The organism is Agrobacterium sp. LEGMi-208b (assembly GCF_059511785.1).
In genome coordinates this window covers 1,609,159-1,633,267 of the sequence record NZ_CM183445.1, presented here as the reverse complement: position 1 = coordinate 1,633,267, position 24,109 = coordinate 1,609,159, and the positions used below count along the sequence as shown (strand labels likewise).

Annotated in this window: 24 protein-coding genes; 11 read left to right on the top strand and 13 right to left on the bottom strand. The window is 57.0% G+C overall.

What is annotated here, in order from left to right:
• Window positions 1-112: 112 nt before the first annotated feature.
• The 3 genes from AC5YUO_RS08075 to htpX form a co-directional block, all read right to left on the bottom strand.
• The gene (locus AC5YUO_RS08075) at window positions 113-1,780 is read right to left on the bottom strand and encodes a heparinase II/III family protein (RefSeq protein ID WP_496154828.1); all 1,668 of its coding nucleotides are present in this window, start codon (window positions 1,778-1,780) and stop codon (window positions 113-115) included.
• A gap of 125 nt (window positions 1,781-1,905) precedes the next feature.
• Complete coding sequence (locus tag AC5YUO_RS08070; protein ID WP_496152932.1) at window positions 1,906-3,291, bottom strand: RsmB/NOP family class I SAM-dependent RNA methyltransferase; 1,386 nt, start codon at window positions 3,289-3,291, stop codon at window positions 1,906-1,908.
• Window positions 3,288-4,253, bottom strand: a complete 966-nt coding sequence (gene htpX, locus AC5YUO_RS08065; RefSeq protein WP_496152931.1) for a zinc metalloprotease HtpX — start codon at window positions 4,251-4,253, stop codon at window positions 3,288-3,290. Before htpX ends, AC5YUO_RS08070 begins: the two co-directional genes overlap by 4 nt.
• A 116-nt stretch (window positions 4,254-4,369) precedes the next feature.
• On the opposite strand from htpX, the gene AC5YUO_RS08060 reads away from it, so the two are divergent.
• The gene (locus tag AC5YUO_RS08060) at window positions 4,370-4,579 is read left to right on the top strand and encodes a DUF1674 domain-containing protein (protein ID WP_496152930.1); all 210 of its coding nucleotides are present in this window, start codon (window positions 4,370-4,372) and stop codon (window positions 4,577-4,579) included.
• 61 nt (window positions 4,580-4,640) lie between these two features.
• On the opposite strand, the gene AC5YUO_RS08055 is transcribed toward AC5YUO_RS08060, so the two are convergent.
• From AC5YUO_RS08055 to hemE, 8 genes are all read right to left on the bottom strand, one after another.
• On the bottom strand, window positions 4,641-5,522 hold the full coding sequence (locus AC5YUO_RS08055) for a ParB/RepB/Spo0J family partition protein (protein WP_496152929.1): 882 nt from the start codon (window positions 5,520-5,522) through the stop codon (window positions 4,641-4,643).
• Window positions 5,523-5,552: 30 nt separating this feature from the next.
• Window positions 5,553-6,347: a ParA family protein gene (locus tag AC5YUO_RS08050; RefSeq protein WP_496152928.1), complete on the bottom strand. Its 795-nt coding sequence runs from the start codon at window positions 6,345-6,347 to the stop codon at window positions 5,553-5,555.
• A gap of 19 nt (window positions 6,348-6,366) precedes the next feature.
• Window positions 6,367-6,984 carry a 16S rRNA (guanine(527)-N(7))-methyltransferase RsmG gene (rsmG, locus tag AC5YUO_RS08045; protein WP_496152927.1) on the bottom strand — a complete coding sequence of 206 codons (618 nt, stop codon included), beginning with the start codon at window positions 6,982-6,984 and terminating at the stop codon, window positions 6,367-6,369.
• An 11-nt stretch (window positions 6,985-6,995) separates the two neighbouring features.
• On the bottom strand, window positions 6,996-8,879 hold the full coding sequence (gene mnmG / locus AC5YUO_RS08040; RefSeq protein WP_496152926.1) for a tRNA uridine-5-carboxymethylaminomethyl(34) synthesis enzyme MnmG: 1,884 nt from the start codon (window positions 8,877-8,879) through the stop codon (window positions 6,996-6,998).
• Between the two features lie 64 nt (window positions 8,880-8,943).
• Entirely contained in the window at window positions 8,944-10,269 is a 1,326-nt protein-coding gene (gene mnmE, locus AC5YUO_RS08035; protein ID WP_496152925.1) for a tRNA uridine-5-carboxymethylaminomethyl(34) synthesis GTPase MnmE, read from the bottom strand.
• Window positions 10,270-10,357: 88 nt separating this feature from the next.
• Window positions 10,358-11,623, bottom strand: coding sequence for a transcription termination factor Rho (gene rho / locus AC5YUO_RS08030; protein WP_004444236.1), 1,266 nt, complete (start codon window positions 11,621-11,623; stop codon window positions 10,358-10,360).
• Between the two features lie 186 nt (window positions 11,624-11,809).
• A complete protein-coding gene (hemJ, locus tag AC5YUO_RS08025) occupies window positions 11,810-12,355 on the bottom strand; it encodes a protoporphyrinogen oxidase HemJ (protein ID WP_496152924.1) in 546 nt (181 codons plus the stop codon).
• Window positions 12,352-13,386: a uroporphyrinogen decarboxylase gene (gene hemE, locus AC5YUO_RS08020; protein WP_496152923.1), complete on the bottom strand. Its 1,035-nt coding sequence runs from the start codon at window positions 13,384-13,386 to the stop codon at window positions 12,352-12,354. The genes hemJ and hemE overlap by 4 nt, the downstream gene beginning before the upstream one ends.
• A gap of 408 nt (window positions 13,387-13,794) precedes the next feature.
• On the opposite strand from hemE, the gene AC5YUO_RS08015 reads away from it, so the two are divergent.
• Genes AC5YUO_RS08015 through dnaQ form a run of 5 tightly spaced genes read left to right on the top strand, consistent with a single transcriptional unit; the run spans window position 13,795 to window position 17,399 of the window.
• Window positions 13,795-14,616, top strand: coding sequence for a pyruvate, water dikinase regulatory protein (locus tag AC5YUO_RS08015; protein ID WP_496152922.1), 822 nt, complete (start codon window positions 13,795-13,797; stop codon window positions 14,614-14,616).
• A 31-nt stretch (window positions 14,617-14,647) separates the two neighbouring features.
• Complete coding sequence (locus AC5YUO_RS08010; protein ID WP_496152921.1) at window positions 14,648-15,247, top strand: Maf-like protein; 600 nt, start codon at window positions 14,648-14,650, stop codon at window positions 15,245-15,247.
• Complete coding sequence (locus tag AC5YUO_RS08005; protein ID WP_496152920.1) at window positions 15,240-16,100, top strand: shikimate dehydrogenase; 861 nt, start codon at window positions 15,240-15,242, stop codon at window positions 16,098-16,100. The genes AC5YUO_RS08010 and AC5YUO_RS08005 overlap by 8 nt, the downstream gene beginning before the upstream one ends.
• The gene (gene coaE, locus AC5YUO_RS08000) at window positions 16,100-16,708 is read left to right on the top strand and encodes a dephospho-CoA kinase (RefSeq protein ID WP_496152919.1); all 609 of its coding nucleotides are present in this window, start codon (window positions 16,100-16,102) and stop codon (window positions 16,706-16,708) included. Before AC5YUO_RS08005 ends, coaE begins: the two co-directional genes overlap by 1 nt.
• Window positions 16,701-17,399 (top strand): DNA polymerase III subunit epsilon, encoded by a 699-nt coding sequence (gene dnaQ / locus AC5YUO_RS07995; protein WP_400817331.1) that lies wholly within the window; start codon window positions 16,701-16,703, stop codon window positions 17,397-17,399. Before coaE ends, dnaQ begins: the two co-directional genes overlap by 8 nt.
• Window positions 17,400-17,501: 102 nt before the next feature.
• Here dnaQ and secB read toward each other — a convergent pair whose 3' ends face one another.
• Window positions 17,502-17,984: a protein-export chaperone SecB gene (gene secB / locus AC5YUO_RS07990; RefSeq protein ID WP_003521154.1), complete on the bottom strand. Its 483-nt coding sequence runs from the start codon at window positions 17,982-17,984 to the stop codon at window positions 17,502-17,504.
• A gap of 103 nt (window positions 17,985-18,087) precedes the next feature.
• Complete coding sequence (locus tag AC5YUO_RS07985) at window positions 18,088-18,636, bottom strand: FxsA family protein (protein ID WP_496152918.1); 549 nt, start codon at window positions 18,634-18,636, stop codon at window positions 18,088-18,090.
• 140 nt (window positions 18,637-18,776) lie between these two features.
• Here AC5YUO_RS07985 and AC5YUO_RS07980 point away from each other — a divergent pair, with 140 nt between their 5' ends.
• The 5 genes from AC5YUO_RS07980 (at window position 18,777) to gyrB (ending at window position 24,105) form a co-directional block, all read left to right on the top strand.
• Window positions 18,777-19,475 carry a Tim44/TimA family putative adaptor protein gene (locus AC5YUO_RS07980; protein WP_400817327.1) on the top strand — a complete coding sequence of 233 codons (699 nt, stop codon included), beginning with the start codon at window positions 18,777-18,779 and terminating at the stop codon, window positions 19,473-19,475.
• On the top strand, window positions 19,472-20,581 hold the full coding sequence (mltA, locus tag AC5YUO_RS07975; RefSeq protein ID WP_496152917.1) for a murein transglycosylase A: 1,110 nt from the start codon (window positions 19,472-19,474) through the stop codon (window positions 20,579-20,581). Before AC5YUO_RS07980 ends, mltA begins: the two co-directional genes overlap by 4 nt.
• Window positions 20,581-21,150 carry a Smr/MutS family protein gene (locus AC5YUO_RS07970; RefSeq protein WP_496154827.1) on the top strand — a complete coding sequence of 190 codons (570 nt, stop codon included), beginning with the start codon at window positions 20,581-20,583 and terminating at the stop codon, window positions 21,148-21,150. Before mltA ends, AC5YUO_RS07970 begins: the two co-directional genes overlap by 1 nt.
• A complete protein-coding gene (locus AC5YUO_RS07965) occupies window positions 21,147-21,512 on the top strand; it encodes a helix-turn-helix domain-containing protein (RefSeq protein ID WP_400817323.1) in 366 nt (121 codons plus the stop codon). Before AC5YUO_RS07970 ends, AC5YUO_RS07965 begins: the two co-directional genes overlap by 4 nt.
• Before the next feature lie 157 nt (window positions 21,513-21,669).
• A complete protein-coding gene (gene gyrB / locus AC5YUO_RS07960; protein WP_400817321.1) occupies window positions 21,670-24,105 on the top strand; it encodes a DNA topoisomerase (ATP-hydrolyzing) subunit B in 2,436 nt (811 codons plus the stop codon).
• The last annotated feature ends 4 nt before the right edge of the window (window positions 24,106-24,109 follow it).

The following is a 24,109-nucleotide window of genomic DNA, read 5'->3' as shown; positions in this document are numbered from 1 at the left end:
TGGGATTGATCCAGCAATTGCCGCCGCGTTAACACAGCTTACCGGATTAATAAACAGCGGGGACGCCGAACGGTGAAAACTATGGTGGTTTTTGCCCCACGCCGGAAATCGTTTAAGCTTGGCGTTCGATCAGCCAGCGGATTTCCCGCGTATTCGCAAGATTGAAGGGGAGCTCGATCTGCTGCGACGGGCGCATACCGGATGCATCGGCCATGAAAACATCCTCGGTGACGAAGAGCTCCAATCCGGGTGCGGAAAACAGCCATACGGTTCCGTCCGCTGCCTCCAGATAGACCGACTCCTCATCCCGCTGGTGCAACTGAATGTGGGGATGAATGTGGAAACGCGAAACCGCCGTGACCGACTGCAATTGCGCTTTTACCACAGTCGCATCAGCCCGAAGCAGATCCCGGCCCTTTATCTTGGTGCCGGCCGCATTCAGTTCTATTTCCCGGTCGTGATAGCAGCCAAAATTCTGCAAATAACCATCATGGGACGCCCATAGGACGTCGTTGCCATTTGCGTCCGTTCCACGTCGGCTATCGACATGACTGACGCCCGATACCATGATCGGGCCAAGCAGCCTTGAGCGCGATAATCTGCAGGATGACGTGTCGGCAAGTGTGACGGTGGAATGCGCCGCCGTGGAACGGCTGGCCCGCTGATATTCCGGCGCCGCGTTTCGGGGAAAACCGGAATTGACGATGAAGCGGTTCTTGCCGCAGGACATTTCGAAAGACAGGCAACCGGAATGGGCATTGCGTGAAAGCTCCGCCGACCCGGGATACCCCGTATCAACGATGATGACCGTGTCGTCCGTCGCAAGCCGGTGGTAATTCACATCCGCCAGGACTTTGGAAGGCCGGCCGGCCGTTTCGTCATAGCGCAGCACGGAAACAAGTTCGTTAGCAAGCGTGGCCGTCGCGCCGTTGAACAGCGCGAGATCGCCACCCTGATGCCGGAAAAACCGGATCGCCGGAAACATGCGGTCTATCGCCGGCACCAGGCCGGAGGGCAGATCATGGCCGAGATTGATATAACTTTGCCGAAGCGGCAGAAGATCGAGCAGCAGGTCCAGCATGACGCGCGGATTGCGGGAGATATGTCCGCCATCGGGAAGAATCTGGCGTTCCATTTCCTGCGCCAGCTTCAACCCGTTCCGGCTGATCCGCGACAGACGCGCAGGCATGGCGATGGAAGCCATGGCAAGTGCGATCCTGATCCTCAGTCGCGCTTCACCATCCGGCGCGTGTTTGACGATCCGCTCGAGATAACGCACATGAAAGGCGAGGCTTTTCAGGAAGCGGCGATAAAAACCGGCGTCGGCCTCGTATAAAACCACTGGGGAGTGCGAGAGCCAAGCAATCAGCCTCTGCGCCGCGATTTCCGGCGACCAGGCGGTGCCCGTAACGCGCTTGCCATGCAACACCATCCATTCGGCGACGATGCGACGCGCGCGTTTGCAGGCCTCGCTCGATTTGTCGGAGCGAATATGCCGCAGCCAACTGAATGCGTGCAGCCGTTCTTCAAAAACCGCTGAGGGATAATCCACCTGAAACGGCGAAGCACCGCCGGTTTCAACGACCTTTCCAGCCAGCGCGATGCGACCGCGCAGCAATTCCTCGGCAAAATAGGGATCGATCGCCCTCAGATCGGTCGGCGCCGCCACCAGACCGTCGGGCACGCGGTTGGCAAATCGCGATATATGCAGGCGCAAAGGCGTGAGGCCGACACACAGATGACGATACGCCATCCGCGAAAGAAGACCGGCGGCATTCATGCTGCCTGCAAAGGACCCTAACAAGCTGTGTTTCCCGTTTCACATGTTTTGTTTTTATCAGTGAACCGCGACGACCGGAACGTTTTCGATAAATATCTAATGATTCGCGAGAGCTTGGCTTTTTTCTACTTCTTACGCAAGACACTGCTAAAAAACCCATCGACACCGCCGAACATGTCCGGCGTCGTGCGAAGATCGCCATCGGCGCTGATAGCCGCTTCCATTCCGGGCCAATCCTCGCGGCGCACGGCAACACGCTCCACATCTGGGTTTTCCGTAAGAACCGCGGCAATCATCGCTTCGCCTTCGGAAGGATCGAGCGAGCAATTGGAGAAGACCACGAGGCCACCGGGACCAATAAGGGTCAGCGCGTGCCGCAGCATCTGGCCCTGAAGAGCCGCCAGTTTGGCAATATCGGTCTCATCCTTGGTCCAGCAGACATCGGGATGTTTGCGAAGTGTCCCGGTGGAAGAACAGGGCGCATCGAGGAGAACCGCGTCAAAAAGCTGCTCCGGCTGGTACTTCAGCATATTGGCCTCCACCGTTTCGGCACGGAGGCCAAGCCGGTCGAGATTTTCCCGGAGACGACGCAGACGGTTGCCAGACTGATCCAGCGCCGTCACCCTGGCGCCCGCCAGCGCCAGCTGGGCAGTCTTGCCGCCCGGAGCGGCACAGAGATCGGCAACGCGCTTGCCGGCGATGTCACCCATAAGCCTGACGGGCATGCTGGCCGCGAGATCCTGCACCCACCATGCACCTTCAGCAAAGCCTTCGAGCGATGGAATCTGCCCCTCGAATTCACCCAGACGCACGCTGCCATTCGGCATGAGCGTGCCACCCAGTTTTTCCGCCCAAAGAGCGGGATCAGCTTTGATTGTCAGATCAATGGAGGACGGCGTCAGCTGCGCCTGTGAAATCCTTTGAGCAACCTCGTCCCCGTAAGCTGAAACAAGCCGGGCGTAGAACCAGTCCGGCAGCACGGGGACCTCGGCGACAGCCTTTTCGATCTCCGTTTTTTCACGGCCAAGCCTTCTGAGAACGGCATTCACCAGCTTGACGAAACGCCGGTTACGCGGATCGCGATGAGCCTGTTCCACGGCGAGATCGACAGCGGAATGATCCGGCACATCGAGATAAAGCATCTGCGCTACACCGACGACAAGAACGTGATGCAGCGATCGCGCGCCTTGCGGCAACGGCCCGTCAAGCAGCATCGACAGTGCCGTTTCAATCCGGGGGAGGTGGCGAAGCGCGCTGTTGACGATGGCTCTCACCAGCGCCCGGTCGGCAAGCGATAAAGCCCGATAGACGGGGTTGCCGTTTTCGCTATCGAGCATGCCATCCAGCGAGGTTTTCTTCTCCAGAACGGCCGCCAGAATGCGGGTCGCGGCAATGCGGGCGGCAAGGCCCGGCTTATCCTGGAAAGACGAAGGGCCGTCTTCACGGCCCCTCCCATTTGCCGGCCTCGGTTTTTTGGACCGCGCCGGCTTATTCTGAATATCGGATGTCAAGACCACGGCCCCTTGCGCTCGTTTTCATTGCCTCGTCCCCAGCCTGTTTTGGGAACCGAGCCTGATTTGCGCAGAGGTCTATCACCCGATGGCGGCGGCGTCGATCCTCGCGGGGAAAACTCCTGCGCCATGGCGTGCAGCGCCGCCACACGATTTTCCGTGTTCGGATGGGTGGAGAAGAGATTGTCCATACGCTCGCCGGAAAGCGGATTGATGATGAACATATGCGCCGTCGCCGGGTTACGCTCGGCATCGTCATTGTGAATGCGTTGCGCCATGCTCGAAATTTTCTGCAGGGCGGAGGCGAGCCAGAGCGGGTTGCCGCAGATTTCCGCACCGCGCCGGTCGGCGGAATATTCCCGCGTGCGGCTGATTGCCATCTGCACCAGCATCGCTGCCAGCGGCGCTACAATCATCGCAACCAGTACGCCAATAAAGCCCAGCGGGTTATTGTTATTCTCCCGGTTGCCGCCGAAGAAAAAGGCAAAATTACCGAGCATGGAGATGGCACCCGCCAGCGTGGCGGTGATTGTCATCGTTAGCGTATCCCGGTTCTGCACATGCGCGAGTTCATGCGCCATGACACCCGCCACTTCTTCCGGTGTCAGCCGCTCCAGCAGTCCAGTCGAAGCGGCAACAGCTGCGTTCTGTGGGTTTCGACCTGTCGCGAAGGCATTCGGCTGCGGGCTGTCATAAATATAGACCTTCGGCATTGGCAGGCCGGCATTCTGCGACAGATCGCGGATCATGTGAAAAAACTCAGGCGCATTCGCCTCATCGATCTCCCGCGCATGATAGGCGGAGAGGACCATCTTGTCAGAATTCCAGTAGGAGAAAAGATTCATGCCGGCCGCAATGAGCAGGGCAATCATCATGCCGCCCTTGCCGCCGATCAGAAAACCGACACCCATGAACAATGCGGTCATGAAGGCCAGAAGCATTGCCGTGCGCATCATGTTCATCCGTTAAATTCTCCTTGTCACTCACCGGGAATATTCCGGGGTTTATAAAGCCCGTCAGATTATATAATCTGGTAAGCGGCAAACGTATTTCAATATCCCGTCATAGGGAGGATTTCATGCAGAATGCGGATAATGACAACGCGACAGACGGAACGGAAAGCGTGAAGCGACTTTCGCCAGCGGCGGAACGGGCGTTGAAGGAAGCGGAAGAACGGCGCAAGCAACAGGCCGATCTTCAGTTGCCGCCGGAAACCGGCGGTCGCGGCGGTGCGGAACCCGTGCGTTTCGGTGATTACGAAATAAAAGGCCGGGCCATCGACTTTTGAGCGTCGCAAATAAAAATACCCGCCTTTGGCGGGTATTTTATACTTTTAAACAAATAGTTACTTATTTCTGCTCAAGAAGTCGGCATACCGCTTCGAGTTGTTCCAGCGTCCGATAACCGATGCGGATTTGCCCCGATCCACCCCTATGGCTGATTTTTACATCCAGTCCGAGAGCATCGGACAGGCTGCGCTCAAGCGCGATCGTATCGGAATCCTTCTCCGCAGCGGGTCGCTTCTCCGCAACATCCCCCTGCGATTTGATGTCGTTCTGCGCCAGACGCTCGGCATCGCGCACCGAAAGCCCCTTGGAGACGATTGTTTTCGCAAGCGTGGCCGGATCGGATGTGGAAACAAGCGCCCGCGCGTGACCTGCGGAAAGCGAACCATCCGCCAGCATATCACGCACCGGATCGGGAAGCTTCAGAAGCCGAAGACTGTTGGCAACGTGGCTTCGGCTCTTGCCGATGATTTCGCCGAGATCGTTCTGGGTATAACCGTGTTCGGCGATCAACTGTTCATATCCCATCGCTTCTTCAAGCGGATTGAGATCGGAGCGCTGCACGTTCTCGACAATGGCCAGTTCCAGCGCCGTGCGGTCATCGACATCGCGAACAATGACAGGGACATCGGTAAAGCCCGCCAGCTGCGCGGCACGCCAGCGCCTCTCACCCGCAATAATCTCGTAACGGTTGACTCCAACCGTTCGCACGACCACAGGCTGAACTATTCCATGCTGACGAATGGAGGCCGCAAGATCCTGAAGCTCATTTTCATCGAAATGGCGCCGCGGGTTTCTTTGGCTGCGAGCGATGAATTCGATCGGAATGGTACGATCGGCGTTAACAGCGCGCTGAGGTTCACCCACCGGCACCGGTTGATCCATTTCGCCAATCAATGCGGCAAGACCGCGCCCCAGCCGACGCTTGGAAAGATCATCACTCATAAGATATTACTCCATACATTCCGGCAAACGTCAGGCAGCTTTACGCAGACGCTCTCTCTGGATCACTTCGGACGCCAGCTGCAAATAGGCCTGACTGCCAGCGCATTTCAGATCGTAAAGAATTGCCGGTTTACCATAAGAAGGCGCTTCGGAAACACGCACATTGCGCGGAATGAGCGTATGGTAAACCTTTTCTCCGAGATGCGTGCGCACATCCGTAACCACCTGTTGCGCAAGATTGTTTCGCGCATCGAACATGGTGAGAACAATGCCCTGTATGTCCAGCTGCGGATTGACCGAACCACGGATCTGACTGACCGTATCCAACAGCTGGCTAAGGCCCTCCAGCGCAAAGAACTCGCATTGCAGCGGAACCAGAACAGAATGTGCCGCCGTCATGGCATTCATGGTCAAAAGATTAAAGGAAGGGGGGCAATCGACGAGAATATAGGAATAACCCCTAGCCTCCTGGGTTTCCATGGCCGCGCGCAACAGAAAAACGCGGTTTGAAACATTTGCGACCTGCATCTCGAAACCGAGCAGATCCATCGTGGAAGGCGCGATGTCGAGGTTAGGAACCGCCGTGGGAACAGCGACCTCTGCGATTCCATGATCTCCCACCAGAAGATCATAGGACGAAAGCTTGCGTTCCTTGCGGTCAATCCCAAGCCCGGTACTGGCATTACCCTGCGGATCCAGATCCACAATCAGCACGCGCTCACCAATAGCCGCCAGCGCGGTCGCCAGATTGATGGCGGTTGTTGTTTTACCAACGCCGCCCTTCTGGTTTGCAACTGCGATAATCCGGTTTTTTTCAAAAGTCATGCCGCACCTGGCCAGCTTGTCAGCGCCTCAGAGCGAGGTTACTGATTTCAAGAACAACAGAATCTGCCTCAATGGCACTCTGATGTTTTACCAGATCAAACTCCCAGCGGCCATGTGCTTTCTGCACTTCGGAATCATAATCCCGGCCTTTATTAAAATAGGCCTTGAGATTTGGATTATTTTGCGCCCATGGGTGAATATAATCAAAAAGCAGATCGAGCTCGGCGAGCGCACGCGCTGAAACAGCATCGCAATTTTCGATGATTTCCGGCGCCGTCTCGATCCTGACGGGGTGGACTGCACCTCTTGCACCGGTTTCCTTGAGGGCAATGCGTAAGAATGCCGCCTTTTTATTGTTGCTTTCGATCAGATCGACCCAGCCATCGCCAAGCTCCGCGAGAAAGATCGCGGTGACAACGCCGGGAAATCCACCGCCGCTGCCAAGATCGATCCATTTTCCTGGCTGGGGAGAGAGTTGGAATATTTGCGCGCTGTCGGCCACATGCCGGTTCCAAAGCTCGGCCAGAGTGGAAGGCGCTACCAGATTTGTGGTTCTATTCCACTTCTTGAAAAGCTCGACAAAATGTTCGAGCCTTTCCTGTGTTTCACGTGAAACACTCTGGCCGTTTATCTTCATAATCCGACTCGCTATTGGTGCATGCGTAATTTTTCACTTCGCGTTGCCGAATCTTTCCGCAGAAGCGCGAGCAGCAGCGATATCGCAGCCGGTGTCATGCCGTCAACACGAGCGGCTTGAGCAATGTTCTCAGGGCGAGCTTTTTCCAACTTTTGTTTAAGTTCATTGGAGAGACCGGAGAGACTTTTAAAATCAAAGTCGTCGGGGATTTTCCTATCTTCGTCCCGTTTGATATCGACGATATCAGCGCTCTGCCTCTGCATATAGACCGCATAACTTGCCTCGATCTGCAAGACTTCGGCAACTTTCCTGCCAAGGGTGGCCAATTCCGGCCAATGTTCAGTAAGGACTTCGAGAGTCATGTCTGGATAGGCCAGCAATTCATAAACGGACCGGCGTTGACCGTCCTGATTGAGTTTCAATCCTTGCTTGGCCGCCTGGGACGGGCTGATGGAAATCGCCTTCATCAACTCACGACCGCGATCCAGATCGGACAAGAAATTTGCGAAGCGCTCTCGCCGCTCACGACCGATAATACCAGCCATCTGGCCGAGCGGCGTAAGTCGCAGATCCGCATTGTCCACGCGCAGCGAAAGGCGATACTCCGCCCTCGAGGTAAACATGCGGTAGGGCTCGCTGACACCCTTCGATGTCAGGTCATCAATCATGACACCGATATAGGACTCGGTTCGGCTGAAATAGACCGGATCGGCATCGCCCGCATAAAGCGAAGCGTTCAACCCGGCAACGAGCCCCTGGGCGCCCGCTTCTTCATATCCCGTCGTGCCATTAATCTGCCCGGCTAGAAACAGTCCCGGAATCTTGCGGCATTCCAGCGACGGCTTTAGCTCACGCGGATCGACATAGTCATATTCGATGGCGTAACCCGGCTGCAGGATCGCAACCTGTTCAAGGCCGGGTATCGTTCGAATAAATTGCTCCTGAACGGAGGCGGGAAGGGACGTCGATATGCCATTTGGGTAGATGGTGTGATCGTCGAGACCTTCCGGTTCGAGAAATATCTGATGACCGTCCCGTTCACCAAAACGGGTGATCTTATCCTCAATGGACGGGCAATAACGCGGACCGACTCCTTCGATCTGGCCGGAATACATCGCCGACAGATGAATATTGTCCTGAATGATCTTATGGCCGGCTGGAGTGGTGCGCGTTACGCCACATTCGATTTGTGGATTTAGAATATGATCCGTCATGAAGGAAAAAGGGACAGGATCTTCATCAGCTGCCTGCCGATCCACGGCATTCCAATCAATCGTGCGTCCATCGAGCCGGGCAGGGGTGCCGGTCTTCAGGCGGCCCATAACGAGACCAAGCCGCGAAAGTGTCTCCGAGAGACCGAGAGAGGGCATTTCTCCCACGCGGCCGGCCGGAATCTTTTCGGAGCCGATATGAATGAGGCCACGCAGGAAGGTGCCACTCGTCAGCACGACGGCGCCACAGGGAATCCGGCTACCATTTTTCATGATAACGGCGGCAACCCGATCATTGGCCATTTCAATATCGAAAGCATCGCCCTCGATAATGATGAGATTCTCAATGGCAGCGATTTCGCGCTGCATGGCTTCGCGATAAAGCCGTCGGTCGGCCTGCGTGCGCGGCCCGCGAACAGCCGGACCCTTTTTGCGGTTGAGCATACGGAATTGAATACCTGCCGCATCGGCAACCCGGCCCATCAAGCCATCCAGCGCATCGATCTCACGAACCAGATGTCCCTTGCCGAGGCCGCCAATGGCGGGATTGCAGGACATGACACCAATCGTTTCGCGTTTATGCGTCACAAGAGCGGTTTTTGCACCGTGCCTTGCTGCGGCAGCGGCAGCTTCGCTGCCCGCATGACCACCGCCAATAACAATGACATCATATGACTGGTGCATATCCTTGCGCCCTGTGCTGTCCGCATCCACATCGCCGCCATCGACCGCCGATGTTTCACGTGAATCATTTTCCTATGCAAAATTCCGAGAAAATCACGCCAAGCAAATCTTCCACATCAACACGGCCGGTGATCCGCCCAAGCGATGTCGCGGCGAGCCTTAAATATTCCGACCTTATAGCAAGGTCCAGGGTCCCGGAATCGAGCGCATCACTAACATAGTTCAGCGTCTCTTCAAGTCGTTTTTTATGACGGGCACGGGCAGGAACCAAAGTCTGGCCGGCACCGACCCGTTTTTCTATCTCCTGCTTCAGCACGGAACGCAATTCGTTCAGGCCTGTCCCTTCCTTGGCTGAGATAGACAGATCAAATCCTTCCTCCGAAGCGAGAGGGTGAAGCGCTGTTTTTGTCCTGACCCGCAAATGGCGCTGGTTTTCGAATGATTCGAGAGATTGTTTCGGAAACGAATCCTTATCTTGCAACAGCAGGATAATATCCGCCGTCTCTGCTGTCAGGACCGCGCGCCGTACGCCTTCCAGTTCCACGACATCCTGTGTTTCCCGAATTCCCGCCGTATCGAATATTCGGACCAGATATCCGTCCAGATTGATATCGACGCTCAAAACATCTCTCGTCGTGCCGGCAATATCGGTAACGATCGCCACGTCGCGACCGCTTAGGGCATTCAGAAGAGTGGACTTGCCTGCGTTCGGTTCACCAACAAGCGCAACCTTGAACCCGTCACGAATAATCTCACCACTGCCGCCCTGCAGATGAGCGCGGATTTCCTCCCTCAATTGCGTCATCGCATCCCAAACCTGGGCTGCCACGGAATCGGGAACATCTTCCTCGTCGGCAAAGTCCAGTTCGGCTTCGATGAGAGCGCGAGCCCGTGTCAGGCGACTGGCCCAGCCATCATAGAGTGCCGACAATTTGCCGGTACTTTGTTCTACTGCCAGCCGCCGCTGCATTTCCGTTTCGGCCTGCAACAGATCGGCGAGACCCTCGACCTCCAGGAGGTCCATCTTGCCATTCTCGAAGGCTCTACGGGAAAATTCGCCAGCGTCAGCGGGTCTCACTCCTTCGAGATTTTCAAGTTCGATAAAAATCGAAGCCACGACGGCGCGACTGCCATGGCTATGAATTTCGACGCAATGCTCGCCTGTGAAGGAATTCGGAGCGGGAAAGACAATCACCAGCGCCTGGTCGATGATCTCATCATTTCGATTCCGAATCGAGCAGAGCGTGGCCTTTCGTGGTGGCGGAAGCTCCCGGCCCGTCAGCATCTGCAGGGCATCAAAAGCTTTGGAGCCACTGATCCTGAGAACAGCCACGCCCGCCGGCAAGGCACCACTGGAAAGCGCATAGATCGTATCGGCGGAAGCTCGCATCACTACCTCGGTCTAAAACAGTCAAGCCGCATCCGAATAAACGGACACGGCTTTAAAGCTTTCAAGATGAATCCGGCTAAAGTTCAGATCAGGTATTCATCGATTCGAAGAAATCCGAATTGTTCTTGGTCTGCTTCAGCTTGTCGATCAGGAACTCGATGGCATCCATCGTCCCCATCGGTGCCAGAATACGGCGAAGAACGAAAATCTTCTGCAGATCCTGACGCGGCACCAGCAGATCTTCCTTACGCGTACCGGATTTAAGAATATCCAGCGCCGGGAAGATGCGCTTGTCGGCCACCTTGCGGTCGAGCACGATTTCCGAGTTACCCGTACCCTTGAACTCTTCAAAGATGACTTCATCCATGCGGCTGCCGGTATCGATAAGCGCCGTGGCGATGATCGTCAGCGAACCGCCTTCTTCGATATTACGCGCTGCGCCGAAGAAACGCTTCGGGCGTTGCAGGGCGTTGGCATCCACGCCACCGGTCAGAACCTTGCCGGAGGAGGGAACGACCGTGTTATAGGCACGGCCAAGGCGCGTGATGGAATCGAGCAGAATGACAACGTCGCGGCCATGTTCGACCAGGCGCTTCGCCTTTTCGATGACCATTTCAGCGACCTGCACGTGACGGACGGCCGGTTCGTCGAAGGTGGAGGATACGACCTCGCCCTTCACGGAACGCTGCATGTCGGTCACTTCCTCCGGACGCTCATCGATCAGAAGAACGATCAGGTAACATTCCGGATGGTTTGCCGTGATGGAATGGGCGATGTTCTGCAGGAGAACCGTTTTACCGGTGCGCGGCGGTGCCACGATCAATCCACGCTGGCCTTTGCCGAGCGGCGCGACGAGATCGATGACGCGCGACGACAAATCCTTGGACGTCGGAACATCCAGTTCCATCTTGAAGCGCTCATTCGGGTAAAGCGGCGTCAGATTGTCGAAGTGAACCTTGTGACGGATCTTTTCCGGATCGTCGAAATTGATCGTATTGACCTTGAGAAGCGCGAAATAACGTTCGCCTTCCTTGGGGCCGCGGATCGGGCCTTCAACTGTATCGCCGGTCTTCAGCGAGAAGCGGCGGATCTGCGAGGGCGAGATATAAATATCGTCCGGACCGGGCAGATAGTTTGCATTTGCGGATCGCAGGAACCCGAAACCGTCCTGCAGGACTTCAACGACGCCTTCGCCGATGATTTCAATGTCCTGGCTCGCGAGAACCTTGAGGATTGCGAACATGAGCTCCTGCTTGCGCATTGTGCTCGCATTTTCAACTTCCAGGGATTCGGCAAAAGTCAGCAAGTCGGTAGGCGATTTGCTCTTAAGTTCCTGAAGCTTCATTTCAGCCATGAAGAGAAGACCGTTTGATAATGTAATGTCGGGGGAGGGCGTGTTCGCGAATCAGATGCTGTGGGAAATACCGCAGATGACTGAATAATTCACATGCCACGAAGATGAGTGGCCCGAAAATAGCGATTGAACACGGCCGCTGCAAGAGGAAAGCACGAATTCCGCGAAATTTATCGTCGCACCGTCTTAACCGAAGGGTTTCACAACCACAAGTATGACGATGAGGATCATCAACAGCGTCGGAACCTCGTTCATCAACCGCCAGTGACGGGCTGGTCGCGTATTTTCATCCCGCGCGAAACGTTTTGCACTGCGCGTGAAATAAACATGGGTCACGGTCAGAAGCACCACCAGCGCGATCTTGGCATGCAGCCAGCCACCGGAAAAACCATAGACCGACCAGGCGAGATAAAGACCCAATATCCAGGATATCATCATCGCCGGGTTCATGATCACCCTGATCAGCCGCTGCTCCATTACCTTAAAGGTTTCGGACTGCTGCGAACCGGCGGGTGCATCGGTGTGATAGATGAAGAGCCTCGGCAGGTAAAAAATCGCTGCCATCCAGGAAATGACGGCGATGATATGCAGCGCCTTGATCCAGAGATAGAGATCGGCCGGATCGGCATAAAATAACAGGGCGACGAAGGCAGCAAAGACACCGAGCGCGATACCGGCGCGCAAAGCCGCCCGGTTTCCGGAACGGGCGGAGGTCTGTTTTTCCTCGCTCATGCTCCCGCTCCGCCGGCACGCACCCGCTCCACAAGCCGGGTGACGTTTTCCGGGTCAGCCTGCGGGGTGATGCCATGGCCAAGATTGAAGATCAGCGGACCCTCTCCCAGAGCCTGCAGCACGGCATCTATACCATCCTGCAGCGCCTTGCCACCCGCCACCATCAGCATAGGGTCGAGATTGCCCTGCACGGGCCCTTCCTTCTGCAAATCCCTAGCAAAGCTCAGCGGCACCGACCAGTCGAGCCCGATGGCGTCTGCGCCCGTCTTGCGGCGATAATCTTTGAGAAGATAACCAGCCCCCTTGGCGAACGCGATGATCTTTGCCGAAGGCCGGCGGGCGCGCACCGATGCGATAATGCGGGCAACGGGTTTTATCGCATAATTATCAAATTCCTTCTCACCGAGCACGCCGGCCCAGGAATCGAAGATTTGAACCGCGTCGGCTCCGGCGTCGATCTGCGCAACCAGATAATCGGCGGAAACATCCGCCAGGAAAGCGAGCAGCTTTTCCATGGCGGCCGGCTCCTGATAACCGAACAGCCGCGCCGGGGCCTGATCCGGCGTTCCGTGTCCCGCAATCATATAGGTCGCAACCGTCCAGGGCGCGCCGCAAAAACCGAGAAGCGTCGTTTCATCGGGCAAAGAGGTGCGCAGACGGGAAACGGTTTCAAAAACGGGAGAAAGATGCGCCATGACATTTGCGGCATCCAGCGTCCCGATACCGCTGACATCGATCGGGTCCATAGCCGGACCCTTTCCTTCGCTGAAAGACACGTTGCGGTGAAGCGCGTCGGGTATCACCAGAATATCGGAAAAGAGAATGGCGGCATCGAGCCCGAACCGGCGAATGGGTTGGAGAGTGACTTCCGTCGCCAGTTCGGGATTATAACAGAGATCGAGGAAACTACCGGCGCTCCTGCGCGTTTCCCTGTACTCGGGAAGGTAACGACCGGCCTGCCGCATCAGCCATATAGGCGGCGGTGTGACCGTCCGCCCGTTCAACACCGTCATAACCTTGCGTTCGCTCATGGCACCCAGCTTCTAAAAAATAAAATCAAAGAGATTTAAAAGATTTTCTATTTCTTAGAGTCTGTGGGTAGCAAGGATTAAAATCATTCCAGTCGAAATGCCGCAGCCATAAAGTTTGGAACCTGCTTGCGGATATCATTGGCGGACTTACTCCGGAATAGTCTGTAAAACCAAAATTTTATCAATTATTTCAATTATTTATGTAATAACCGGAAAACGGTATGCCTGTGGATAGTCCGGGGAAAATTTTGGACAGTTTCCCATTCTTCCAACAATTCACAGCCGCGCCAGGGACGATTGAAGCCACTTGCGGATTGTGGAAAAACACCACCTTATTCACGTCGCGGTTTGGCCCGCAGGACAATTCGGGAATTTGTCCCGGTTTATCAACAGCGGGAGAAAAACAGCGTGGAGAACAAAAAAAGCTTCTTCCATCTGCACCTGATTTCGGACTCAACGGGAGAGACTCTGATGTCGGCCGGCCGCGCGGTCTCGGCCCAGTTTCATGCTTCCATGCCGGTAGAGCATGTCTATCCGATGATTCGAAACCAGAAGCAGCTCACGCAGGTCGTTGATCTCATCGACAAGGAACCAGGCATCGTTCTCTATACAATCGTCGATCAGCAGCTCGCGGAGTTTCTGGACCTGCGGTGCCATGCTATTGGGGTACCCTGCGTCAATGTCCTTGAACCGATTATCGGCATCTTCCAGACCTATCTCGGAGCGCCTTCCCGACGGCGGGTAGGTGCGCAGCATGCGCTGAATGCGGATTATTTTGCCCGGATCGAGGCGCTCAATTTCGCCATGGATCATGATGACGGGCAAATGCCGGAAACCTATGACGAGGCGGATATCGTCATCATCGGTATCAGCCGCACCTCAAAAACGCCGACCAGCATCTATCTCGCCAATAGGGGAATAAAGACGGCCAATATACCGGTCGTTCCCAATGTGCCTCTGCCCGACAGCCTCTATGCGGCCACCCGGCCGCTGATCGTCGGTCTCGTCGCAACATCGGATCGCATATCCCAGGTGCGCGAAAACCGGGAACTGGGCGCAACGGGCGGATTTGACAGTGGCCGCTACACGGATCGCGCCACCATCATGGAAGAGCTGAAATATGCACGTGCGCTCTGCGCCCGTAATAATTGGCCGCTGATCGATGTCACCCGCCGCTCCATCGAGGAAACGGCTGCAGCCATCCTTGCCCTCCGCCCAAGGACACGTTAATCCGAATCGCACCATTCGGAGCAGACAGTCGATGAAACAGGAACTGATCCTCGCCTCGTCCAGCGCATCCCGCCAGATGTTGATGCGCAATGCGGGGCTGACATTTTCGGCCATCCCGGCGGATATTGACGAGCGCGCGCTCGACGAGAAGCTGGAGAAAGAGGGAGCCAGCCCGGAAGAGGTGGCACTGGAACTCGCCAAGGCCAAGGCTCTTGCGGTCGGCGCGCTTTATCCGGATGCGCTGGTGCTCGGCTGCGACCAGACCATGGCGCTTGGCGCCCGCGTCTATCACAAGCCGAAAACCATGGCGGATGCGCAAGAGCATTTGCTGTCTTTGTCCGGCAAGATTCATCGCCTGAACAGCGCTGCCGTTCTCGTCCGACATGGCGAGGTGGTGTGGCAGATCGTTTCCAGCGCCGAGCTAAGCGTTCGGACCTTGAGTGCCGAATTTGTCTCCCGTCACCTGCAACGGGTGGGAGAAAAGGCCTTGAGCAGTGTCGGTGCGTACCAGCTCGAAGGGGAAGGAATCCAGCTATTCACCTCGATCGAGGGCGATTATTTCACGATTCTCGGCCTGCCGCTTCTACCGCTTTTATCGAAACTGCGCGACATGGATGTCATCGATGGCTGATTCACGTGAAACATTAACCATAAATGCCTTCGTTGTCGGCTATCCGATCAAGCATTCGCGATCGCCTATTATCCATTCCTACTGGTTGAAGAAATTCGGCATTGCCGGTTTCTACAAGGCCGTGGAAGTTGCCCCGGATGATTTTGCGAATTTCATGGCAATGCTGAAGCAAGGCAAACCGGGCACGGCCGTCGGCGGCAATGTCACCATTCCCCATAAGGAAGCGGCTTATCGGCTGGCAGACAGGCCCGATGTCCTGGCGGAAGAACTCGGTGCCGCCAACACTGTGTGGATGGAGGAGGGCGAACTCCGCGCCACCAATACGGATGGTTATGGTTTCGTCTCCAATCTCGATGAGCGGCATCCGGGCTGGGACAGGACCGACAGGGCAGTGGTTCTGGGCGCCGGCGGTGCAAGCCGTGCGATCATTCAGTCGCTGCGTGATCGCGGTATTGCCGAAATCCATGTCCTCAATCGTACCGTCGAACGGGCGCGCGAACTGGCCGACCGTTTTGGACCGCGAGTCTTTTCCCATCCCCAAGCAGCGCTTCATGAGGTCATGCAGGATGCCGGGCTTTTCGTGAATACGACGTCGCTCGGCATGGATGGAACGGAAGCACCGCATCTTGATTTTTCGCCGTTGGCCGCTCAGGCCGTCGTGACCGATATCGTCTATGTGCCGTTGAAAACCCCGATCCTGAAAATGGCGGAAGAGCAGGGCGTCGCAACCGTCGACGGGCTCGGCATGCTGCTTCATCAGGCAAAACCCGGTTTCAAGCGATGGTTCGGCAAAACGCCTGATGTCGATGAGGCCCTGCGTTCTCTCATCATTGAGGATATGGAGAAACATTGATGATCGTCATCGGTCTCACCGGCTCGATTGGAATGGGAAAAACGACGACGGCGAATTTGTTTGCGGGAGAAGGGGTTCCGGTTCTCGATTCGGATGAGGTCGTGCACGGGCTTTACCGGGCGGAAGCCGTTCCGCTGATCGAAGCAGCCTTTCCGGGTACGACCGTTTCCGGGGCAGTGGACAGGCAGAAACTCGGTGAGGTCTTGCGGGAGAATCCGGCTAATTTCAGCAGACTGGAGGAGATCGTGCATCCGCTGGTGCGTGTAAGGCAGGAGGCTTTTCTGGCGCAGGCGAGGAAGGACGGTCTGCAATTCGCCCTCCTCGATATTCCCCTGCTTTTCGAAACCGGGGCGGAAAGCCGCGTCGATAAAGTCGTGGTGGTCAGTTGTGCGCCGGAGATTCAGCGAGAGCGGGTTATGTCCCGTCCTGGCATGACGGAAGAGAAATTCGAAATGATGCTGGCCCGGCAGATGCCCGATGCAGAAAAGCGCCGGCGTGCCGATTTTATCGTCGATTCCGGAAATGGTGTCGAAGCGGCACGTGATCAGGTAAGAGAGATTTTGCAGAAACTGGCCGCTGAGTCGCGCCGCGGAGAGATGAATGCGTGAGATCATTTTCGATACGGAAACCACGGGCCTGGAATCGAAGCTGGACCGCGTGATTGAAATTGGTGGTATCGAGCTGATCAACCACTTTCCTACCGGTCGTACGCTGCATCTCTATATCAGCCCGGAAGACCGCAAGGTTCATCCTGATGCGCTTGCCGTTCACGGGATTACCGACGAGTTTCTGAAAGACAAACCCAAATTCGCCGAGGTCGTCGACCAGATTCGTGACTTCTTCGACGGCGCGCGCTGGGTGGCGCATAATGCCACATTCGACATGGGCTTCATCAACGCGGAATTCGCCCGTCTCGGTATTGAGCCCGTTGCCGCCGATCTGGTGACGGATACGCTTTCGCTCGCTCGCCGCAAGCACCCCATGGGACCGAACTCGCTGGACGCGCTCTGCCGACGTTACGGCATTGACAATTCCCACCGTACCAAGCACGGCGCGCTTCTCGACTCCGAGCTGCTTGCCGAGGTTTATATTGAAATGATCGGCGGGCGCCAGACGGCGCTCGGTTTTGGTTCGGCGGCCAAGCAGGAAACCATCATCGTCGAGGAAGACGTGCCGCTTGAGCCGCTGCAAAGGCCGCGGGCTTTGCCCTCGAGGCTGGATGCGGAAACGGTCGCTGCCCATGGCAAACTCGTTCTCGGCATGGGCGACAAGGCGATCTGGAACCGCTACCAGAATTGATGCCGGTCCAGGCACCTGAAATGATAAGCGCTGTCAAAGAAAAACCCGGGCATGAACCCGGGTTTTGTTTTGTCTGAATTCTGCAGCGCAGAGCCGCGTCATTTAGTTCGGTACGGCCTGAACCTTGGCCTTGGCCTGTTCCTCGGCAACGCGCTGGGCGAACATCTGCGCGAAATCGATCGGATCGATCATCAGCGGCGGGAAGCCGCCATTGCGGGTAACGTCCGCAATGATCTGGCGCGCGAAGGGGAACAGCAGGCGCGGGCATTCGATGAACAGCACCGGCAGCATATGCTCCTGCGGGAAGCCGGCAATGCGGAACACGCCGCCATAAACCAGCTCGGCCGCGAACAGCACCTTGTCGCCATCCTTGGCTTCCGCGTTCAGCGTCAGGACAACATCGAAATCCGAACCGGAGATCGGGTTTGCGTTGACGTTGACATTGATGTTGATCGACGGCGCATTGTCACGGGCCTGAAGCGAGCGAGGAGCCCCCGGATTTTCGAAGGAAAGATCCTTGATGTACTGGGCAAGAATATTGAGGGAAGGACTTACTGCGCCCTGTGCACCATTTTCAGCGGTCATTACGTTTCCTCACGGCGTGAATTCGTGGAAGGCGGTCTATCATTTCGACCGGGGCCTTACAACCCTTCGTGATCGGCTCTTCGTCACCCATTCCGCCCGGGGGTCAAGGTTTGGGCAGGTCGCGATCATCAGGTTTGCGCGACCATGGGGAGCCCTTCGGCTCCTCGCGGTGAAACTCCTCTTCGTCCAAGTCTACCACCTTCGAATTGCCCGCTTGTCCCGGGCCGTTGCGAAAGCCGGAAAAATCACCGGGGTTAGGATCGGATTGCCGGCCAGATTGCCGAAACGAGCCCGCCACGACGACACGCGGTCCGAAGGCTTTCCAGATAAACCGCCGCACGGCCGGCGACAGAAGCAGAAGGCCGAGAATGTCGGTAATGAAGCCCGGGATGAAAAGCAGGATTCCGGCAACGACGCGCATGGCGCCATTCACCAGCTCATCCGCCGGCTGCGCACCGCTTCGGCCTGCATCCTGAAGGTTTCTTACCATGCCGATGCCGCCCAGCCGCAGGATGAGCAACCCCAGAAACGAGGTGAACAGGACAAGCGCCAATGTCAGCCACAAGCCGATCGCCTTGCCGACGATGATAAAACCGGCAATTTCGAGGATGGGCATCATCAGGATGACGATGGGGAGAAAGGAAAAACGCATCTTCTAGCCTTGCGTGTGCATCTCTGGCAGATTGCCGGTTCCCGGGACACCGATGATTGAATCTGCACATTTGAATGATGATAAGATGCAGACTATATGAGGGTGTGGTTTTCGAATTTAAATGGCGGTTTTGGTAAAAGATGGGCTTCAGCGACTTTATCACATTGTTTTTTCTCGTTGCAGCGGTGCTGATCTTCTTTCAGCTGCGCAGTGTCCTCGGCCGTCGCACAGGCAATGAAAAGCCGCCATTCGACCCCTATAGCCCGCGCGACGTGGCAAAAGGCCCCGTCACGGAGGATAACAAGGTCGTGACCCTGCCGCGGCGCAATGAGGCCGACGACGAAAATCGTTTCGCCGAGGCGGATGCGCTTGCGCCCGTCGATACGCCGCTCAACGCTTCGCTGCGTGAGGTGATGACCAGGGATCCGTCCTTCGGGCCGAAGGAATTCCTGAACGGTGCGCGTATGGCCTATGAAATGATCGTCATGGGCTTTGCCGATGGCGACCGCAAGACGCTCAAGAACCTTCTGTCGAAGGAGGTCTTCGATGGTTTCGAAGCGGCGATTTCCGAGCGGGAAGGTCGCGGCGAGGTGGTGAAGTCCACCTTCGTGGGCATCGAGAAGGCAGATATTACCCAGGCCGGTGTGCGCGATTCCGAAGTGCAGATCACGCTGAGGATCGTCAGCCAGCTGATTTCGGCCACCTATGACAAGGATGGCAAGCTGGTGGATGGCGATCCGGATGCGGTTGCGGAGGTGGACGACATCTGGACCTTCTCGCGCGATATTCGCTCGCGCGATCCGAACTGGAAGCTGATCGCTACCGAATCCGAGCAATGACCGCGCCCTTTTCGATCGAAGAAGTTTCTTTCAGCGACCTGCCCGGATGGCGGCAAGACGATCCGGGCAAGCTTTTTCCGGCGATGGCGACGATCCTGTCGCATCTTCGGAGCGCAAAACCCTACAGGACCGGCGCGCTCGGGGTCACGGCGGCGGAACTGATCTCGCTTCTGGAAGTCGCTGAGAAGAGCGATGCAAACAGTCCTGAAATGGCGCGCCGGTTTTTTGAAACCAATTGCGTGCCTTTCAGGATTTCTCCATCTGAGGGAAAAAGCGGTTTCGTGACCGCCTTTTACGAACCCGACCTGGAAGTATCGTCTAAGCCCGACGACACCTGGCGTTATCCTATTTACCGGCGGCCGCCGGAACTTATCGATATCGACGATGCCAATCGGCCCTCCGGCTTTGATACGTCCTATGCTTTCGGCAGGGCGGATGAAAACGGTATTTCCTATTTTCCCGACCGCCGGGAGATCGATGAAGGGTATCTGGAGGGAAGGGGCCTTGAGATTGCCTGGGCAAGATCGAAGGTCGACCTGTTTTTCGTTCATGTCCAGGGTGCGGCGCGTCTGGTGTTTCCGGATGGTGCGGTAAAGCGCATCACCTATGCGGCCAAGGCCGGACATGCTTTTTCGCCGATTGGCCGTCTGCTGCTCGATCGTGGCGAACTCGATCCGAAAACCGTGTCGATGCAGACGATCCGCAAATGGCTTGCCGAACACCCGGACGAGGTGGATGGGGTGCTATGGCATAACCGCTCCTACATTTTTTTCCGGGAGGCGGATGTCGCCGATCAGGATATGGGACCGATTGCCGCCGCCAAGGTGCCGCTTGTCGCCGGGCGATCACTTGCCGTGGACCGGCTCATTCATACGTTCGGGCTTCCCTTCTTCATCCATTCACCGTCGCTCACCCATCTGGACGAGGGAAAGCCTTTTACCCGGCTGATGCTGGCGCTCGATACGGGGTCGGCGATCGTCGGCCCGGCGCGTGGTGATATTTTCACCGGCTCGGGTTTCGAAGCGGGAGAGCTTGCCGGCACGGTGCGCAATGAGGCCGAGTTTTATATATTGATACCGCGGGTTGCTGCGCAGAGGTATCGGTGATGAAGGGCAGTCGCAAGCTCGGTAAGGAAGAACGCATTCTGTGGGGAAAGGTCGCAAAAACCACGCGTCCGATCTCCGGCAGGCTGGAAGACTTGCTGGCTTTCGATGGCATGGAGGAACCTCTGGCGGAATCCGAGGTTTCGCAGGCAGGCAAAAGCACATTTCCGCGCATGCTTGTGGAGCCGGCCGAACCAACGCCGCTGGCGCCGGACAAAAAGCCGAAAATTCATCAGCCGATGGAAAAACCGGTCAAGCGCAAGCTCACCCGTGGCCGGCTGCCGCTGGAAGGGCGGATCGATCTGCACGGCATGTTCCAGAGCGAAGCCCATGCGGTGCTGCTTGATTTTCTGTTGCGCGCGCATGAACGCGGTTTGCGGCATGTGCTTGTCATAACGGGCAAGGGGCGTTCCATCGGCAGCGACGGTGCCTTGAAAAGAGCGGTGCCCATGTGGTTCTCCAAACCGGAATATCGTCACCTGATCTCGTCCTATGAGGATGCCTCGGCCAATCACGGCGGCGACGGCGCGCTCTATGTGCGGCTTTCGCGGCGGCGGAGTGAAAAATCATGACGCCCTTTGCGGAGGCCGTGCGGCAACTGCGGGAACGCAAGGGCGTAACGCAGAGGGAAATGGCCGCCGCTATCGGCGTATCGCCCGCCTATCTCTCGGCACTGGAACACGGCAAGCGCGGCAAGCCGAGCTTCGATCTGCTTCAGCGCATCGCCGGATATTTCAACATCATCTGGGACGAGGCGGAGGAATTGTTCTTTCTGGCCGGCTCGTCCGACCCGAAAGTGGTGATCGACACCATCGGTCTGCCGCCGCAATATACGGCTTTCGCCAACCGGCTGGCACGGGATATTCGCAAGCTGCCGCCGAGTGTGGTAGAGGAACTGTCAGCCGTGCTGCAAAAAAGCCGTTCTTGCGATTGAAACCCCTCTATCCCCTGCTTTATGCAGCATCCTGAAGCATGCGGCCTTTGGGATTGGGTGTAGAATTTCTATAGTCGCATGTCGGATTTGAGTGATTCGCTGGCTTCAGGCCCTCTCACTGGAAACCTGGCCCGAGAAAACTTTGGAAAGAGTATTTATGACCGAAACATCGTCAAGCGAAGTCGGCGCGAACGCGGAATATGGAGCCGATTCGATCAAGGTCCTCAAGGGCCTTGATGCCGTGCGCAAACGGCCCGGCATGTATATCGGCGATACCGATGACGGTTCCGGCCTGCACCACATGGTCTATGAGGTCGTCGACAACGCCATCGACGAGGCGCTTGCCGGTCATGCCGATCTGGTGACGGTGACGCTGAACGCCGACGGATCGGTGACGGTGACGGATAACGGGCGCGGCATTCCAACCGATATCCATTCTTCCGAAGGCGTTTCCGCCGCCGAAGTCATCATGACCCAGCTGCATGCGGGCGGCAAATTCGACCAGAACTCCTATAAGGTGTCGGGCGGTCTGCATGGCGTGGGCGTCTCGGTGGTCAATGCGCTTTCCGTCTGGCTGAAGCTCAGGATTCGCCGTAACGGCAAGCTGCACGAAATCGGCTTCACCCATGGTGTCGCCGATGCGCCGCTTTCCGTCATTGGCGAATATGAAGGCCGCTCGGGAACGGAAGTGACCTTCCTGGCGAGCCCGCAGACCTTCACCATGACGGACTATGATTATGGAACGCTGGAGCATCGCCTGCGCGAACTCGCATTCCTGAATTCCGGCGTTCGCATCCTGCTCACCGACAAGCGCCATTCTGATATCAAGCAGGAAGAGCTGCTGTATGATGGCGGCCTCGAAGCCTTCGTCCGTTATCTCGACCGCGCCAAGAAGCCGCTGGTCGACAAGCCTGTCGCCATCAAGGGTGAAAAGGACGGCATTACGGTTGAGGTCGCGCTCTGGTGGAACGACAGCTACCACGAGAACGTGCTTTGTTTTACCAACAACATTCCCCAGCGCGACGGCGGCACCCATATGGCCGGTTTCCGCGCGGCGCTGACCCGTCAGGTAACTTCCTATGCTGAAACTTCGGGCATCCTGAAAAAGGAAAAGGTGAGCCTGCAGGGTGAGGACTGCCGTGAAGGTTTGACGGCCATTCTTTCCGTCAAGGTTCCCGACCCCAAGTTTTCCTCGCAGACGAAAGACAAGCTCGTTTCGTCCGAAGTGCGTCCCGTCGTGGAAAGCCTTGTCAACGAAGCGCTTTCCACCTGGCTGGAAGAACATCCTTCCGACGCAAGAATCCTCGTGGGCAAGGTGGTGGAAGCGGCAGTGGCCCGCGAAGCTGCCCGCAAGGCACGCGAGTTGACCCGACGCAAGGGCGCTCTCGATATCGCCTCTCTGCCCGGCAAGCTTGCCGATTGCTCAGAGCGCGATCCGGCGAAATCCGAACTCTTCCTCGTCGAGGGTGATTCCGCTGGCGGTTCGGCCAAGCAGGGCCGCTCGCGCGAAACCCAGGCCATCCTGCCGCTGCGCGGCAAGATCCTCAATGTCGAACGCGCGCGTTTCGACAAGATGTTGTCCAGCCAGGAAATCGGCACGCTGATCACGGCGCTCGGCACCTCCATCGGCAAGGACGAGTTCAACGCCGACAAGCTGCGTTACCACAAGATCATCATCATGACGGATGCTGACGTCGACGGCGCCCACATCCGTACCCTGCTCCTGACCTTCTTCTTCCGCCAGATGCCGGAGCTGATCGAGCGGGGCCATCTCTATATCGCCCAGCCGCCGCTTTATAAGGTCACGCGTGGCAAATCCGTGCAATACCTCAAGGATGAAAAGGCGCTGGAAGAGTACCTGATTTCCATGGGTATCGAGGAAGCTTCGCTGACGCTCGGTTCCGGAGAAGTGCGCATCGGTGCCGATCTTCGCGAAGTCATTCTCGATGCGGTGCGCATGCGCTCGCTGATCGATGGGCTGCATTCGCGTTACAGCCGCTCTATCGTGGAGCAGGCCGCCATTGCCGGTGCGCTGAACCCCGAGCTTTCGGCCGACGCCGCCCGCGCCGAGGAAACCGTTGCCGAAGTGGCGCGGCGTCTTGACATGATCGCGGAAGAAACCGAGCGCGGCTGGTCCGGCACGGTGCTGCAGGATGGCGGCTTGCGCTTCGAGCGCATGGTGCGCGGCGTCAAGGAAGTCTCGACGCTGGATATGGGCCTGCTCGGTTCGGCTGACGCCCGTCATATCGATCAGCTCGCAGCCCGCACGCGCGATATCTATGCCACTTCGCCGGTCCTGCAACGTAAGGATGGCACCATGGAGCTTGCCGGTCCGCGCGCGCTTCTGGATGCGATTTTCGCCGCGGGCCGCAAGGGTCTTTCCATGCAGCGCTATAAGGGCCTCGGCGAAATGAATGCGGAGCAGCTTTGGGAAACAACGCTCGACGCCAACGTTCGTTCCCTGCTTCAGGTGAGAGTGAGCGACGCGACGGATGCCGACGGCCTGTTCGCCCGGCTGATGGGCGACGAAGTGGAGCCGCGCCGCGACTTCATCCAGGAAAATGCGCTGAGCGTCGCAAACCTCGATATTTAATCTC